The 15,508-nt window shown below is 61.9% G+C and carries 14 protein-coding genes; 8 read left to right on the top strand and 6 right to left on the bottom strand.

What is annotated here, in order from left to right; all coding sequences use genetic code 11:
- The first annotated feature begins 126 nt into the window (after positions 1 to 126).
- The 3 genes from IPI80_RS04050 to IPI80_RS04060 are packed head-to-tail and all read left to right on the top strand — an operon-like array spanning position 127 to position 3,551.
- The gene (locus IPI80_RS04050; protein ID WP_413857381.1) at positions 127 to 936 is read left to right on the top strand and encodes a nucleotidyltransferase family protein; all 810 of its coding nucleotides are present in this window, start codon (positions 127 to 129) and stop codon (positions 934 to 936) included.
- 18 nt (positions 937 to 954) lie between these two features.
- On the top strand, positions 955 to 2,895 hold the full coding sequence (locus IPI80_RS04055) for a sensor histidine kinase (protein ID WP_413857383.1): 1,941 nt from the start codon (positions 955 to 957) through the stop codon (positions 2,893 to 2,895).
- Entirely contained in the window at positions 2,892 to 3,551 is a 660-nt protein-coding gene (locus tag IPI80_RS04060) for a response regulator transcription factor (RefSeq protein ID WP_413857385.1), read from the top strand. Before IPI80_RS04055 ends, IPI80_RS04060 begins: the two co-directional genes overlap by 4 nt.
- A 7-nt stretch (positions 3,552 to 3,558) precedes the next feature.
- Here IPI80_RS04060 and IPI80_RS04065 read toward each other — a convergent pair whose 3' ends face one another.
- Entirely contained in the window at positions 3,559 to 5,040 is a 1,482-nt protein-coding gene (locus IPI80_RS04065) for an RNB domain-containing ribonuclease (protein ID WP_413857387.1), read from the bottom strand.
- 112 nt (positions 5,041 to 5,152) lie between these two features.
- On the opposite strand from IPI80_RS04065, the gene IPI80_RS04070 reads away from it, so the two are divergent.
- Positions 5,153 to 6,505: a putative bifunctional diguanylate cyclase/phosphodiesterase gene (locus IPI80_RS04070; RefSeq protein ID WP_413857389.1), complete on the top strand. Its 1,353-nt coding sequence runs from the start codon at positions 5,153 to 5,155 to the stop codon at positions 6,503 to 6,505.
- Here the strand turns inward: IPI80_RS04070 and IPI80_RS04075 are convergent.
- The 3 genes from IPI80_RS04075 to IPI80_RS04085 all read right to left on the bottom strand — a co-directional run bounded on the left by IPI80_RS04075 (position 6,421) and on the right by IPI80_RS04085 (position 8,536).
- Complete coding sequence (locus tag IPI80_RS04075; protein WP_413857391.1) at positions 6,421 to 7,425, bottom strand: LysR substrate-binding domain-containing protein; 1,005 nt, start codon at positions 7,423 to 7,425, stop codon at positions 6,421 to 6,423. The two genes, IPI80_RS04070 and IPI80_RS04075, sit on opposite strands and share 85 nt — an antisense overlap.
- A gap of 188 nt (positions 7,426 to 7,613) precedes the next feature.
- On the bottom strand, positions 7,614 to 7,961 hold the full coding sequence (locus IPI80_RS04080) for a PspC domain-containing protein (RefSeq protein ID WP_413857393.1): 348 nt from the start codon (positions 7,959 to 7,961) through the stop codon (positions 7,614 to 7,616).
- Between the two features lie 164 nt (positions 7,962 to 8,125).
- Entirely contained in the window at positions 8,126 to 8,536 is a 411-nt protein-coding gene (locus IPI80_RS04085; protein ID WP_413857395.1) for a SirB2 family protein, read from the bottom strand.
- A gap of 150 nt (positions 8,537 to 8,686) precedes the next feature.
- Here IPI80_RS04085 and IPI80_RS04090 point away from each other — a divergent pair, with 150 nt between their 5' ends.
- Genes IPI80_RS04090 through IPI80_RS04100 form a run of 3 tightly spaced genes read left to right on the top strand, consistent with a single transcriptional unit; the run spans position 8,687 to position 11,038 of the window.
- On the top strand, positions 8,687 to 8,923 hold the full coding sequence (locus tag IPI80_RS04090) for a FeoA family protein (protein ID WP_413857397.1): 237 nt from the start codon (positions 8,687 to 8,689) through the stop codon (positions 8,921 to 8,923).
- On the top strand, positions 8,920 to 10,800 hold the full coding sequence (gene feoB / locus IPI80_RS04095; protein WP_413857399.1) for a ferrous iron transporter B: 1,881 nt from the start codon (positions 8,920 to 8,922) through the stop codon (positions 10,798 to 10,800). Before IPI80_RS04090 ends, feoB begins: the two co-directional genes overlap by 4 nt.
- 4 nt (positions 10,801 to 10,804) lie before the next feature.
- Complete coding sequence (locus IPI80_RS04100) at positions 10,805 to 11,038, top strand: hypothetical protein (protein WP_413857401.1); 234 nt, start codon at positions 10,805 to 10,807, stop codon at positions 11,036 to 11,038.
- 2 nt (positions 11,039 to 11,040) lie between these two features.
- Here the strand turns inward: IPI80_RS04100 and IPI80_RS04105 are convergent, their stop codons facing one another.
- Positions 11,041 to 13,629 (bottom strand): cation-translocating P-type ATPase, encoded by a 2,589-nt coding sequence (locus IPI80_RS04105; RefSeq protein ID WP_413857403.1) that lies wholly within the window; start codon positions 13,627 to 13,629, stop codon positions 11,041 to 11,043.
- Positions 13,630 to 13,638: 9 nt separating this feature from the next.
- Positions 13,639 to 14,598: a cation diffusion facilitator family transporter gene (locus tag IPI80_RS04110; protein ID WP_413857598.1), complete on the bottom strand. Its 960-nt coding sequence runs from the start codon at positions 14,596 to 14,598 to the stop codon at positions 13,639 to 13,641.
- A 147-nt stretch (positions 14,599 to 14,745) separates the two neighbouring features.
- On the opposite strand from IPI80_RS04110, the gene IPI80_RS04115 reads away from it, so the two are divergent.
- The gene (locus IPI80_RS04115; RefSeq protein WP_413857405.1) at positions 14,746 to 15,504 is read left to right on the top strand and encodes a substrate-binding periplasmic protein; all 759 of its coding nucleotides are present in this window, start codon (positions 14,746 to 14,748) and stop codon (positions 15,502 to 15,504) included.
- Positions 15,505 to 15,508 lie beyond the last annotated feature (4 nt).

Here is a 15,508-nt window from a genome sequence, read left to right on the forward strand (position 1 = left end):
GTGAGTCTCCTCAAGTGGGTTGGCAGGAACCGACGGCAATGATACACAGCACAGGAGTCGTTGTGTCAGCCCATTTCATGCCTGAGTCTGTGGGACGATTGCACTGAGAAGGCACAATGTGTTTCCATGCCGCCTGCCACTCCGCCCAGCGATTTTTCCGCCACCGTGCCGGCCATGTTGCTGGCCGCCGGGCGCGGCGAGCGCATGCGCCCACTGACCGACACCACCCCCAAACCCTTGCTTGCCGTGCACGGCAAGCCGCTCATGCAGTGGCCTCTGGAGGCGCTGGCACGTGCCGGCTGCCCGCAGACAGTGATCAACACCGCCTGGCTGGGGGATCAGATCTCCGAAATGTTTGGTCATGTTTTCGGGCTCCAGCCCTCGTCAAACATACACAAGTCACTATCAAAAGAGGAGCAATCAGGTATTGCAATGGCCTTGCGCTACTCCCACGAAGGGCGGGATTTTGGCGATGCGCTGGAGACCGCCGGCGGCATTGTGCGGGCGCTGCCCCATTTGGGTCCGGTTTTTTGGGTGCTCGCTGGCGATGTGTTTGCGCCCGACTTTGTTTTCAGCGCCCAAGCCGTTCACGACTTTGTGGCGGGCAATCGTCTGGCCCATCTGTGGCTGGTTCCCAACCCGGGGCATAACCCGCGTGGCGACTTCGGCCTCGAATCGGGTCTGGCGCTAAACCTGCCCGCCAGCGACCCACGGCCACGCTACACCTACAGCACGCTGGGCTTGTACCGCCGGGAGCTTTTTGTTGCCCCCTGGTGCGACATCCCCAGCGGTAATCCGCAGGGCGTCAAAGCCGCCCTGGCGCCCCTGCTGCGCGCGGCCATGGACCAGGGGCGCGTCAGTGCCGAGCTCTACACGGGCCGCTGGACGGATGTGGGTACGCCTGAGCGCCTGGCACAGATCAACGCACTGGACTAACGCGGTTCACCAAGCCGTATGGCCACCGCCCCCATTGCCCCGCATTCCGACGGACCCCAATCCGGGCGCAGCGCATTCTGGGGGCGCTGGTTGTGGGTGGCACCGTTATTGTTGTCGGTCGCTTTCACGGCGTTGGTCGTGCTTTGGGCGCAAGACAACGACAAACTGGAACGCGAGGTAGCACGGCGCAGCATGGTGGCCGACACGCTGAGCCTGGACGCCCAACTCACGGGACGCATGGAGACCGAAGCCACGCGCCTGCGCTCGGCCGCCGTGCATTTGCCGCCTGCCGGCCCGGACGCGGACCGCCAGTTGGCCAACCTGCCCGAAATTGCCGCAGGGTTGGACCGGCGCTGGCTTAGTGTGCTTTGGCTGGATGTCAACAACCGGATCGTGGGCGAGGCCCGACGCGACCAGCGTCCCGGTGGCTTGCGTTTGGCATCAGGAGAGGGCATCACCCTGCACTTGGTGGCGCCGACCAGTGACGCGCGTCGGCCCCAGACAGGGCAACTGATTGCACGTTACGACCCGGCCGACCTGATCAAGAGCAAGGACTTTTGGTGGCTGGCCGCCCAATACGAGGTGCAATTGCTCGGCAGTCAAGATCAGGTCATTGTCTCCACCGAGAGCGCGGGTCGCCCGGCACTTGGCGAGAGTTACGAAATGGCATTCATCGCCATCCCCGACACACGTCTGCGCCTAACGTTGCGCGCGCGCCAACCGCCCTGGTTTACTACGCTGCCGGTGGTCCTGATGGTGGGATTTTTGGCGCTGATCACCGCGGCCACGCTGCTGCTGCGCCGTCAGATCAACCAGGTAGCCCGCGCCGAATCGGCTTGGCGCACCGAAGCCGCCTGGCGCCAATCATTGGAAGAGTCCGCGCTGGTGGGTTTGCGTGCCCGCGATCTTGACGGACACCTGCTATTTGCCAACCGCACCTTTTGCGACATGGTCGGTTACACCCTGGAGGAACTGATCGCACAAGGCCCCGCCATCAACACGCCAGTGCCGAACCAGTCAGGCATCGCAGTGCAACGTGCCAAACGCGAGGGTTTTGAGACCCGCTGGCGCCACCGTGATGGGCATTTCTTCGATGTCATGGTGTTCGAGTCACCCCTGGTGGATGGGTTGGGGCAACAGGTCGGCTGGATGGCTTCGATTGTGGATGTGACAGAACGCAAGCGTCTGGAAGAACTGGAACGGCGCCAGCGCGAGGTGCTGGCCAACCACGCCCGCCTGAGCACCCTGGGCGAGGTGGCATCCACCCTGGCCCACGAATTGAACCAACCGCTAACCAGCATCGTGAGTTACAGCGCCGGCATTGCACGGGCGTTGCAGCGCCGCCCCGACGCCGACCCCGATCTGGTGGCTGCCGCCCAAGCGCTGTCGCGCCATGCCACGCAAGCCGGTGGCATCGTGCACCGCATCCGCGCGCGCCTGGCCCGCCGCGAACTGGTGCTGGAGGCCTGTGACATCAACCCCCTGGTGGCCGCTGCCGTGACCCTGTTGCAACGCGAAATTCGCCGGGCCGGTGTGGAGGTAACCCTGGAACTGACACCAGGCCTGCCTGCGGTGCGTGTGGACCGCATTGGCATTGAACAGGTGATTTCCAATCTGCTGCGCAATGCCTGTGATGTCATGACCGGACCCAACCCCGGCAAGAAGCTGCTGGTGCGTACCGGCCTGTGCGTGGAGCCCCCGTTAGACAGCGTGCTGGGCTGGATTGCAGTAGACATTTCTGACCAGGGACCAGGCCTGGGTGGGCGCGACATGGAGACCCTCACCGAACCCTTCTTTTCAACCAAGCAGGAAGGTACTGGCCTGGGGTTGGCCATCTGCCGCTCCATCCTGGAGTCCCATGGCGGAGTCCTGCATGCGCAAGATGTGCCGGGCGGCGGCGCCCGGTTCAGCTTCTTTCTGCCCACCGAACGGCCCACACCGGAGGCCCGCATGCCATGACGACACCCACCATTTACCTGTGTGACGATGACGAGGGAGTGCGCTCGTCCATTGCCTTTCTGCTGCGCCAGCACGATCTGAATGTGCTCACCTACGCCAGCGGCCCGGAGCTGTTGGCAGCGCTGGATGCATGGACCACACCCCAGCGCGGCATCTTTGTGCTGGATGTGCGTATGGAACCCCTGTCGGGCCTGCAGGTGCACGACGCGCTGATCAGCCGAGGCCTGGGCACCCGTATGCCGGTGTTGTTTCTGAGCGGCCACGGAGATATCCCCATGGCCGTGGCCGCCATGGCCAAGGGGGCCTTCCATTTTGTCGAAAAGCCCTATGCCGACGACGCGCTGGTCCAACTCATGGAGCGCGCCCTGGAACAGGAAGTGCAGTGGCATGCCCGTATGGCCCGCCATGACGCCATGCTGCAGTTAATAGCCGGTCTGTCGCGCCAGCAAGTGCGCCTGATGCCACTGGTTGCCGCTGGCGAGTTGAACAAGACCATCGCCTGGAAGATGGAACTCAGCGTGCGCACGGTGGAAGAACACCGGCGCAAAATCTTCGAACGGCTGAACGTGCACTCGGCCGCCGAACTGGCCACCCTGCTGGCCGAGGCGCGCGCAGCAGGCATTGACATCCCGCAGGGAACACCTCCAGCGACTTGAAGGAACGCTACTGCCCCGCGCCCGACAGAACAAAGTCGATAAAGCCGCGTAGCACATTGGTATCCACCAGCTGAACCCGCACCAATTGGCCCACGGCCAGCTCCCCCACTCCGGCCACCAACCGCCCTTCTGCAGGCGGTGTGAAGGTGCGTACCCAGATACCACTCCCGGTGTTGCCGGTGATGATGGCATCGAAGTGCTGACCAATCATGGATCCCAGCAACAAGGCGGCTTCCGACTTGCGCACCTGACGTTCCACCTTCTTTGCGGCATCTTCCTGGTGCGTGCAGTGCACCGCAAGCGCCTCTAACTCGGGCCCGGTGTAGGGAGCTGGCTCACCTCGCAGCAAGCCCTTGAGCAGACGCAGGGTGATCAGGTCTGGGTAGCGGCGGTTGGGCGCAGTGGAATGGGTGTAGTCGCGCAGCGCCAGACCAAAATGCCCTATTGGTGCGCCGTGGGGCAGTTCGACCACGTATTCGCCTGAACCCATGAGCTTGACGATGACCAGGGACAGATCGGGAAATCGCAGGGGATCGGCCTTGCGCTGGCGCGCCAGAAACGCCTCCAGCGCGGGGGCATCGGGCTGCGGCGGCAAGGTTTCACCGTATTTGGCGGCCTCGGCAACGATTTGCAGCCAGCGTTCAGGCGAGCGAACCACCCGGCGCAGCGAGGCGCCGCCGTGGCTCATGAGGAAGTGGGCGGTGCAGACGTTGGTCGCGATCATCAGCTCTTCAATCAGCTGGCGCGCCCGGTTGTGCGCCTGTTCGTCGATGGCAACCACCCGCTCGCCCTCAAACACGGCATGGGGCTGAAAGGTCTCGAATTCCAGCGAGCCTTGGGCATGCCTGCGCGCGCGCAGGCGCTGGGCCACTGCATCCTGCACACGGATTTGTACGTCCATGCCGGGCACCGCCTGGGCCGCTTGGGGCAAGTCGCCTTGGCCATCAATCCAGGCTGCCACTGCGTCGTAAGCCAGCTTGGCCTTGTTGCGCACCTGTGCGCGAACAACGGTGGAATGCTCCACCGCACCATCGGCTGCGATGAGCATTTCGCTGACAATGGCCAAACGGGTCTGATCGGGGTTGAGTGAGGTCAAATCCGTACTCAACTGTTCAGGCAGCATGGGGAATATGCGCGCCGATGTGTACACCGAGGTGGTGTTGATGCGTGCGTGCGCGTCAATGGGTGAGTCCTTTCGGACCAGGACATCCACATCGGCTATGGCTACATAGATTCGTACACGCCCACCGTCCAATACCTCGCAAGCTGTCAGCTGGTCCAGATCGCGCGAGTCATCGTTGTCTATGGAGCACCACGGCAGCGCCGTGCGGTCCTGTATCTGCGGGTCACTGTCCTGGCCAGGGCCGGTCAGTCCGGCGAGCTGACGCACAACTTCAGATGGAAAGTCCGGTTCCAGCCCGCGCTCGCGCATGGCTTCACTGGCAATGCGTGCCAGATCAGTTCGGGTCATGTTGGGCGTGGTGCTCATGGCTTTCCGTTTCGAAGGTGTTGAAAGGGCATTGTGTCGCTCACTGAGTCTACTGGCCATGACTGCAATAACTGGCGACCACCGTCATAATCATTTGTATACACCACCGCCCATGATGTCACCAAGCGAACCGTTTGTGCCCGTACGCCCCAGCGAGCTGCACCGCCGCCGCATGCGCTTGATGCTGTGGATCGGGTCGGCCCTGCTGATCGTGGTAGGGCTGGGTTGGGGCGCCTACTTTACCGCGCTCGGCCGCTGGGCCATCGTCGCCATGGACCTGGTCATCCTGTCAATAGGCATTGTGATTGCGCTATTGACCCGCCAGCAGCACATCCGCCGTGCCTTCTTTTTGTTGGCTGTGAGCATGTTCGCAATCATTTGTGCGGTATCACTGCTGCTGGACGTGCCCACGGCACAGGCACCGCGATCTACCCACCACTTTTTGCTGGTGCTGGCGGTGGCATCGCTTTTGTTCCTGCGGGATGACCGCGCACTACTGCGCTATGGAGTCACGGGCGCTTGCTTCTGTGCGTTTGTCGCAATGGCCAGCGCCCAATTGGGTGTCACCACCGCCTACAACCTGCCCGATAGCTTGCGCATCTGGGGCACGTGGGTGAACAACGGGCTATCCGCGCTGGGCGTATTTTTGTTGATCCATGTGATGGTGTCGGACATTGCCGAGCATTCGGCCCTGGAAGTCGACCTGCGCAAAGGCCTGATGCGCGGCGAGTTTTTTTTGGTCTACCAACCGCAAGTTACCACCCAGGGCCAAGTGACCGGTGCCGAGGCGCTCTTGCGTTGGCGTCACCCCAAACTCGGGCTGGTGCCGCCCGAAGAGTTCATTCCCCTGGCCGAGCAGTCCGGATTGATTCTGCCACTGGGCTCCTGGGTGCTGGGTACGGCCTGCGCCCAGCTGGTCGCCTGGTCCCATCAGCCGGGCCTGAATGCGCTGACGTTGGCGGTGAATGTGAGCGCGCACCAGTTCCGTCAGGCCGATTTTGTGGGCCAGGTGCAGTCCGTCATGGAGCGCACGGGCGTGAAGCCCCACCGACTCAAACTGGAACTGACCGAGAGCTCTCTGGCGCACGACATGGAAGACATCATTCAGAAAATGGTGCAGCTTAAAGCCCAGGGCGTGGGTTTTTCATTGGACGACTTTGGAACGGGTTACTCGTCACTGAACTACCTCAAACGCCTGCCGCTGGACCAACTCAAGATCGACCAGTCTTTTGTGCGGGATGTGCTGACAGACCCCAACGATGCAGCCATCGCACGCATGGTGATTGGCTTGGGCGAAAGCCTGCATTTTGCCGTCATTGCCGAGGGTGTGGAAACCCGTGGACAACAGGAATTTTTGATGCAGAACGGCTGCCGCCTGTTTCAAGGATATCTGTTCAGCAAACCCATTTCTGCCGAGGCTTTTGAACATTTTGTATTGGCGGCCTCATCTGGCACAGCGGGGTAGGCGTCCTTCCAGGTGCCTTCGGCGCACAAACGCTGCACCAGTGCCACGGTCAAGCGCGCCACCGCTGCAGCTGCGCCAGACAGTGGGATGTGGCGAGAAGCACACAACGCTATGTCCCGCGTCAGCACCGGTGACATCACGGCGCGGGCCTGCAAGCGGCCCGCATCCAGATCGGCCTGCATGGGCATGACCGGCAACAGAGTCTGTCCCATGCCTGCCAACAAGGCCGTGCGCAAAATGCTGATGGAACTGATGTCCGCCACCACTGCGGGCGGTGCATAGCCCTTTTGGCGGGCGGCGGCCTCAATGATGGGGCGCACACCGTGCGGGGCTGCCGGCAAAATGAGGGGTTGTTCCAGCGCCTTTTTGAACGTGATGCTGGCGGGTGTCCGCGGTCCATCGGGTTTTGCCAACGCAATCAAACTCAGACGCTCGGTCAACACCCGCTGGTGCAGAAATTCGGCCAGGTGGCCGTCGTCAAACAGCACCGCCAGGTTCAACAGGCCGGTGCGCAGCTGGGCGATGAGATTGCCGGTTAATTCCTCGGTGAGTTCCAGTTCTACCTGGGGCAACTGCTGGCGCACCGCCTGCAACAGCGGCAAGGCCAAGGCGTTGGAAACACTGTGGGGTATGCCAAACACGACTTTACCCGTGGGCTCACCACCGGTGCTGTGCACGCTGGCACGCGCATCTTCAACCTGTCGCAGGATTGCCTGGGCGTGCGCCAAAAAAGCCTTGCCCGGCTCGGTCAGCTCCACCCCGCGTCGGGTACGCAAAAAGAGCGATACGCCCAACTCGGCTTCCAGCTGGGCCAGCTGAAAGCTCAAGGCCGACTGGGCGACAAAGACCTGGCTTGCCGCCTTGGACAGGGCGCCATGCTCGGCGATTGCCACCACATAACGCAATTGGCGAAGCTCCATGGCTGCATTTTAGCGTACCTATCTAAAAACCAGATGGCATTAACTGAAATTTGTATTTGTCAGATAGACAAGACAGGGCTGTAATACGCAGGCCCCAGACAAACATCCTGTGCGACTTACCGGCCGCACAGCATGAGCAAACCCAGCTTGCGATGCTGTCTGTGGCACCTTCTTACCAGAAGGTGTTGTCAGTGGTTCGACGACAGCGGCAGGCCCGGAACCTCTGGCTCCAATGGCACCAGAATCCACATCAGCACGTACACCAGCAAACCGGTGCCCGCCATAATCACCAGTAGCGTAAACGCCAGGCGCCACAGCCAGGCGTCCACACCTGAGAAGCGGGCGAGCCCCCCGCACACGCCACCCAACCAACGATCCACGTTGGAGCGGCGCAACCCGTTAAGACTGCTGGCATTGGGCCGGGGTGTCTCCGGCTGTTGCAGCAAGCGCGCCTTGGCCTGCGAATACTCCGTCTCGCTCAGGGCGCCACGGTTGCGCAGTTGTTCCAGGTTTTCCAGATCGTTTGCCAGGCTCATTGCATACTCCAGTTGCTTCAACATTCCCGCCCATTCAAACTGGCCAGGCCAGCCCAACGAAACGGTGGCGGGTGAATCGGTCTCGATGGCGTAAGAATAGTGACCCGTCAGTCAGCCGTCCAGCGCGCTGCGACGAATGGCAGTTTGGCAAGGACACACAGGCGTCATTGCGTCATGAACTGTGAAAGAAAGCCAAGTGCGTTGTGCGCACGTGCCACGGTCAGCATGAAAGCAAAGCACAGAAGGGACGCCAAAAAGAACAGCAGTTTGGCCCGCGCAGTGCGTGCCCGCTTCAACGCAAAACTTCCCAGCACGATGTAGAGTAGCAGCAGCGCAATCTTGGTGCTCAGCCAGCCCACGGTAAAGGGGTTGAGATCCAGAATGTAGAGCATCAGCAGGGCGGCACCCAACAGCGCTGTGTCCAAAAGGTAACTAAAGCGTCGCACCGTTGGCGTCATGCCCCACTGCGAGCCCAACAATACACCCGCACCACGTGCGGCAAACAAAGTGCCGCTGGCCAGCACACAACTGATGTGGGTCCAACGGATCAGGGGATAGAGTTCAGACACTGTCATGGTCGGCGCACTATAGCAACAGTCAACCGCCGGATCGCTTTGCCCGCAGTTAAAGCAATATTTGATCTAGTTGTTTTAATCTGAATGAGATACACTCTCATCTACAACCCGCACACCTTGCGGCGCAAATCCTCTTAACCCATCATGCTATTGACTCAGCTTCCCACCGGCGCCCACGCCACCGTGGCACGCGTCAGCGCGCAATCCGTTCACGCTGGCAACAGCACTTTGGAGCGGCTCGGTGAGTTGGGCTTTATCCCCGGTGAGCCGGTGCAATTGCTGCAACGCGGCCCCGGTGGGCGCGAGCCGTTGGCCGTGGTCGTGGGTGAGACCATGTTTGCCTTGCGCTGGCTGGAAGCCGAGTGCATTGAAGTAACACCCGTATGACTGCCGATACCACCGCACTACCGTCCAGCCCCTGGAACGTGGCGCTGGTGGGTAACCCGAACTGTGGCAAGACCGCCCTGTTCAACCTGCTGACCGGTGCCCGCCAAAAGGTTGCCAACTACGCTGGCGTCACCGTCGAGCGCAAGATTGGCTTGCTGCGCCTGCCATCGGGACGCAGTGTTTCCATCATCGATCTACCCGGCGTGTACAGCCTGCACCCAGCGACGCCTGATGAAGAGGTCACGCTGGAAGTGATTGAAGGCCGACGCGCCGGCGAAGCTGCGATTGATGCCATCGTGGCCGTGGTGGACGCCACCAACCTGCGCATGAACCTGCGCCTGGTACTGGAACTCATGCGCCTGGGCCACCCCGTCATCGTGGCGCTGAACATGACCGATGTAGCCCGTGCGCGCGGTCTGGCCATTGACGTGGCCAAGCTGTCTGACGAACTGGCCTGCCCGGTGGTGGAGACCGTGGCCATTCAGCACAATGGGCACAGCCGCCTACTGGCCCAACTGGACCATGAATTGGCCCGCCCGCTAGCCCGAGTCGCAGCAGCCGTGCGCCACACACCCCGCAACAGCACCGAGATCCAGCACGAGGTGCGGCGCATTCTGGCCATTGCCGCGCCCCAGGCCGGAAAATTCCAGCGCTTTCACTTCCGGGTGGACGCCTGGGCAATGCACCCGGTGTGGGGGCTGGTGATATTGGCGGCGATCCTGTTTCTAGTATTCCAGGCCGTGTTCTCCTGGGCCAATATGCCCATGGATGCCATCAAATCGGCTATGGCGTTTCTGGCCGAGTGGACCAGCGCCCACATGGATGCGGGCCCACTGCGCAGCCTGCTGGTAGACGGTGTGATTGCCGGCGCGGGCGGCGTGCTGGTGTTTTTGCCGCAGATTCTGATTCTGTTCTTCTTTATTTTGGTGCTGGAAGACTCTGGCTACCTGCCGCGTGCGGCGTTTTTGCTCGACACCCTGATGGGCAAGGTGGGCCTTTCGGGCCGTGCTTTCATTCCGCTGTTGTCGAGCTTTGCCTGTGCGGTGCCCGGCATCATGGCCACCCGCACCATTGCCAATTGGCAGGATCGCCTGGCCACCATCATGGTGGCGCCGCTCATGACCTGCTCGGCCCGGCTGCCCGTGTATGCCCTCTTGATTGGTGCCTTTGTGCCGGACCGCACTATCGGCATCTTCAACCTGCGCGGGTTGACACTGTTTGTGCTGTATGTGGCCGGTGTCTTGTCGGCCATGGGTGTGGCCTGGGTGTTCAAGCGCATCTGGATGAAAAGCCGCTACCAGCCGCTGATGCTGGAACTGCCCCCCTACCGCCTGCCCAGCCTGCGCAACCTGACGCTGGGGCTGTGGGAGCGGGCCCGTATTTTTGTGCGCCGCGTGGGCACCATCATCTTCGCCCTGATGGTGGTGTTGTGGTTCCTCTCCACCTACCCCGGCCCACCCGACGGAGCCACTGGTCCCGCCATTCAGTACAGCCTGGCGGGCATGATGGGGCACGCACTGGAGCCGTTGTTTGCACCCATTGGTTTCAACTGGCAAATCTCGGTGGCACTGGTACCGGGTCTGGCAGCGCGGGAAGTGGCCGTGGGCGCGCTAGGTACCGTTTACTCGCTATCGGCCGCCGGTGACGCAGTGGCCAGTGAACTCGCTCCCGTCATTGCCAAAGGCTGGTCGCTTGCCACTGCTTTTTCTTTGCTGGCCTGGTACGTGTTTGCGCCCCAGTGCATATCCACCCTGGCGGTGGTCAAACGCGAAACCAATTCGTGGCGCTACCCGCTATTGATGACGGCCTACATGTTCGCCCTGGCCTATCTGGCCTCTTTTATCACGTACCGCGTGACGCTTTGGTGGGGAGGTTGACGCCATGACTGCACAAAACCTGATTGTCTCTGCCATCGTTGTGGCCTGCAGTGTGTATGCGCTGTGGGCGCTGATGCCGTCCTCGGCACGCCGTTTTCTGGCGGTGCGGCTGGTTCACTTGCCCTTGGGCTCCAAATTGCAATCCGTGTTCCAGCGCGCTGCCAAACCGAGCGCGGGCTGCGATTGCAGTGGCTGTGACGCTGTGGTGGACAAGCGCGGGCCATCCAACAAACATTGACGCTAAACGCCAGGGAACAGACGCACAGTCACCCGGCGCAACACGCCAATCCAAATCAAGAACGACACCAGCAGCGCCACCACCAGCGCCACGGACTCGACCCCAGGAACCGCCATCCCCAACAGTTCGCGTAACCAATTAACGCCGAGCATCGCAGTCAGTAACAAGGCGATGCCAATGGCCATGCGCCACAGCCAGGGATTGGAAGCATGCGAGTGCGACCAGACCGGGCGTGACGGATGACGATTGGCCAGAATCAGCAGCATCACGCCCAACACCAGGGCGCTGAATCCCACCGTACGCGCCTGCACCATGCTCCAGCCTTGCGACAACATTGCAGCGTGACCCAGCAGCAACAGGGCCGCGATGCCGGCCCCCTGCAGCGCCGCCGGCAACCACTGCGCCAAGGCAAAAGGCGAATCCACGCGGGGCCGTGGCGGGCGCTGCATGAGATCGTCTTCTTCGGGCTCGGCTTCAAACACGACAGAGCAGGCCGGGTCAATCAACAGCTCCAGCAACACAATGTGCAGCGGCAACAACAAGGGCGACCAGTGCAGCAAGGTGGGCACCAAGGTCAGGGCGATGATGGGCACGTGCACCGCAAAAACAAACCGCGTGGCCTTGCGAATGTTGTCGTAAATACGCCGCCCCTGGCGAATCGCCTCCACGATGCGGGCAAAACTGTCGTCCAGCAGCACCAGCGCGGCCGCCTCACGCGCCACATCGGTGCCCCGTTCACCCATGGCAATGCCCACATCGGCAGCCTTGAGGGCTGCAGCGTCGTTGACCCCATCGCCCGTCATGGCAACCACCTCACCCGACGCTCGCAACAGGTGCACCAAGCGCAACTTGTGCTCAGGGCGCAGGCGAGCGCAGATATCAACGTGGTGCAGGCGTTGCAACAACGTTGCATCATCCAGCGCATCCATTTCAGGCCCGGTGATGGCATCAGGGCGCTCCGACAACCCGACACCCTGGGCGATAGCCCGGGCCGTAACCGGGTGGTCACCCGTCAACATAATGACCCGCACCCCCGCCTGGCGGCACTCTGCCAGGGCGGCTGGCACATCGGGGCGGGGTGGATCGGCCAGCGCCACCAAACCCAAAAATTCAAAATCAAAATCGTGCTGGCTTGCGGGCCATGATCCGCTCGCCGCCTCGGCGTTGCTGCCTTGCTGCCAGCGCCCGCAGGCCACACCCAATACGCGCAAGCCCCGCTCGGCCATGGCCTCGACCTGGTGCCGGATGGCATCGCGCTGGGCGGTGGCCAGGTGGCAAAGGTCGGCCACCGCCTCGGGTGCGCCCTTGGTGGCCAGCAGGTGCTGGCGCACACCGGTGCTGGGAAACACGCGTGTCATGGCCAGGATGTCGTTTGACAGCGGGTACTCAAACACCGGCTCAAAACCGTCGTGCACATGCTCGGTGCCCGCCAGCCAGCGGTGGCCAAACGCCTGAATGGCCTTCTCCATCGGATCAAACGGATCGCCCGGTGTGGCCAGCATGGCAAATTCCACCAAACGGTGAAAATCCTCGGGCATATCGTGCGCGCCCTCGGGCGGAAATACATCCTTGACGGTCGACACCTCCACCACCGCCATGCGGTTTTGTGTGAGCGTTCCGGTTTTGTCCACGGCCAGCACCGTAATGGCGCCCAGCGCCTCCACGGCGGTAACCCGGCGCGTGAGCACCTGCCGCTTGGAAATGCGCCAGGCGCCCAGCGCCAGGAACACGGTCAGGATCACCGGAATTTCTTCGGGCAAGATCGCCATGGCCAGCGCAATGCCCGACAACAGGCTGTCCAGAATGGGCCGGCCACTCCACCACCATGACAGCCCCACTTGGGCTGCAGCCACCACCACGGCACCCACGCCCAGCCAGCGCACCAGCGCGCGCGACTGCTGTTGCAGCGTAGAAGGCGGCTCCACCGTGGCCGCCAGATCGGCACCAATGCGGCCCACGGCAGTGCGGGCACCCGTAGCGGTTACCTCTGCCAGCGCCACACCGCGGGTAACCACGGTGCTGGCAAAAACGCTGGCATGTTCCGTAGCGTCGGCTGCGTTGCCTGCCGGTACCCGTTTGGACACCGGAACCGATTCACCCGTCAACAACGACTCGTCAACATCCAACTCGCCTTCCAGTAGCCGGGCGTCGGCCGCAACACGGTCACCCTCATGCAATACCAGCAGGTCACCCAGCACCACATCGTGGCCGGCAATGCGCAGCTCCTGCCCATCGCGCACCACCAGGGCACGCGGCGCCGACAGCTCGCGCAAGGACTCCAGCGCCCGCTGGGTGCGCCGCTCCTGGACCAGGGTGATCCCAATCACCACCAACACAAAGCTCAGCAAGAAGAGCGCCTCTGCCCGGTCACCCAGCGCCAAATAGATGCCACCCGCCGTCAGCAACATCAGGAACATCGGCTCGGTCACCACCTCACGCACGATGGCCAGCGTGGTCTTGGGGGCGCTGCCGGGCAACAGATTGGGGCCGTCATCCAGCAGGCGCTGGGCCGCTTGGGCCGCAGTCAGGCCACTGCGCGACGCGGCACCGTCAGGACGCTGTGACTGAAGGGGTTGTGCAGGGTGTGCCATGGTCAGCCTTCAGGGTGGTGTGGAGACACCCGCCTGCCCATGGTCCAGGTCGGGCCGCCGCCAGGGGTCCACATGGGTCATCAGGTTGAGCACCCGGTGGCGCTGCAAGACCCGCTGGCGGGCCAGCACCGCGATGTCGTGGCCGGCTTCCACGGTGATGTTGGCGTCCACCTCGATGTGGGCATCGACCACAATCATGTCGCCCATCTTGCGGGTGCGCACATCGTGCACATCGCTCACACCGGGTGTCTCGACCAGGGTTTTCCGGATGGCGGCCACTTCCTGCTCGTCCACCGCACGGTCCATCAGGTCATGCATGGCGCTCCAGCCAAAACTCCAACCCATTTTGGCCACCATAAAGCCCACAATCAAGGCGGCAATCGGGTCCAGAATGGGGTAGCCGGCCAGGTTGCCGATGATGCCAATGCCCACCACCAGTGACGATGCCGCGTCTGATCGCGCATGCCAGGCATTGGCCACCAACATGCTGGACTTCACCCGCTTGGCCACCGCCAGCATGTAGCGGAACAGCAGCTCTTTGGACACCAGCGCGCCGCCTGCGACCCACAGCGCAACCACGTGCACCTGGGGCACCAATTCGGGCGCTTCGAGCTTGCGAAAAGCCGACCACAGCATGCCCACGCCCACCGCCAGCAATATCAGGCCCAGTGCCAGTGAGGCAGCAGTCTCAAAGCGGTGGTGGCCATAGGGGTGGTCTTCGTCCGCGTCTTTCTTGCTGTGGTGGTTGGCGAACAGCACCACAAAGTCGGACACCAGATCCGACAGCGAATGGATACCGTCGGCAATCAAGCCTTGGGATTTGGAAAAAATCCCCACCGATATTTGCGCGGCGGTCAAAACCACGTTGACACCGACGCTGACCCAGGTGCTGCGCGATGCGGCGACGGCACGCTCGGCCACGGTGTGGCTGGCGTGTTCGTTGTCGTCGTTGATGTCAGGGAAGTTCATGGGGCTCATGGGCAAATGCGCTCTGTCGTACAGGTCTCAAGCTTAGCGGGTTCGACATAAGTCGAATAATCTGGAGATACATGGGTTAGTATTTAGAATCAGTCCCATGGCTGGCAATCCTTGCGTCCACCGATAATCGGAGGTGTTGTGTTTTGGCAGAATAGCAGCGTTCTCTGCTTCGCACTGCTGGGTGTCCTACTGGGACCTGTTGCCCCGGCGGGTGCCGACACGCTGAAGGTGCTCACCGAAGAATACCCTCCATATAACTACACCGACGACGGGCAAATCACCGGTTTTAGCACCGCTGTCGTCCGGGCGGTTTTGCAGGAAGCCAATCTGCAAGGTGATTTTCAATCGATGCCGTGGGCACGCGCCTACGAGACGGCGCAAACCAGCGACAGCGTACTGATCTACTCGATTGGCCGCAACCCGCAGCGTGAAAAGCTGTTCAAGTGGGTGGGCGTCATCGCGCCGACCCAGTATTACCTGTTTTCACTGCCACAGCGCAAACTCAAGTTCGAGCGACTGGAACAGGCCCAAGCGTTGCAGGTGGCCACGGTTAACGAAGATGTTGGTGAACAGTTTCTGATCAACAAGGGATTCGTCAAAGGGCAGAACCTGCAGTCCAGCATCAAGTACGAACTCAACTACGAAAAACTCAAACGGGGCCGTGTCGATTTGTGGATCATGTCCGAGCTGGTAGCCGTCTACTTGGCACGCCAAGCCGGCGATGTGCCCACCCAAACGCTGGCACGCAGTTACGCCATTACCGAACTGGGCAGTGACGGCTACTACATGGCCTTTGGCGCCAGCACGCCGGATGCGCTGGTGGAACGTCTGGCCAAGGCCTTGGCCACTATCAAGGGCAACGGTACCTACGATGCTCTCAAAAAGAAGTGGCTGTAGGGAC

This window comes from Candidatus Aalborgicola defluviihabitans, assembly GCF_016705985.1.
In the GTDB taxonomy this organism is placed as follows: Bacteria; Pseudomonadota; Gammaproteobacteria; order Burkholderiales; family Burkholderiaceae_C; genus Allorhodoferax; species Allorhodoferax defluviihabitans.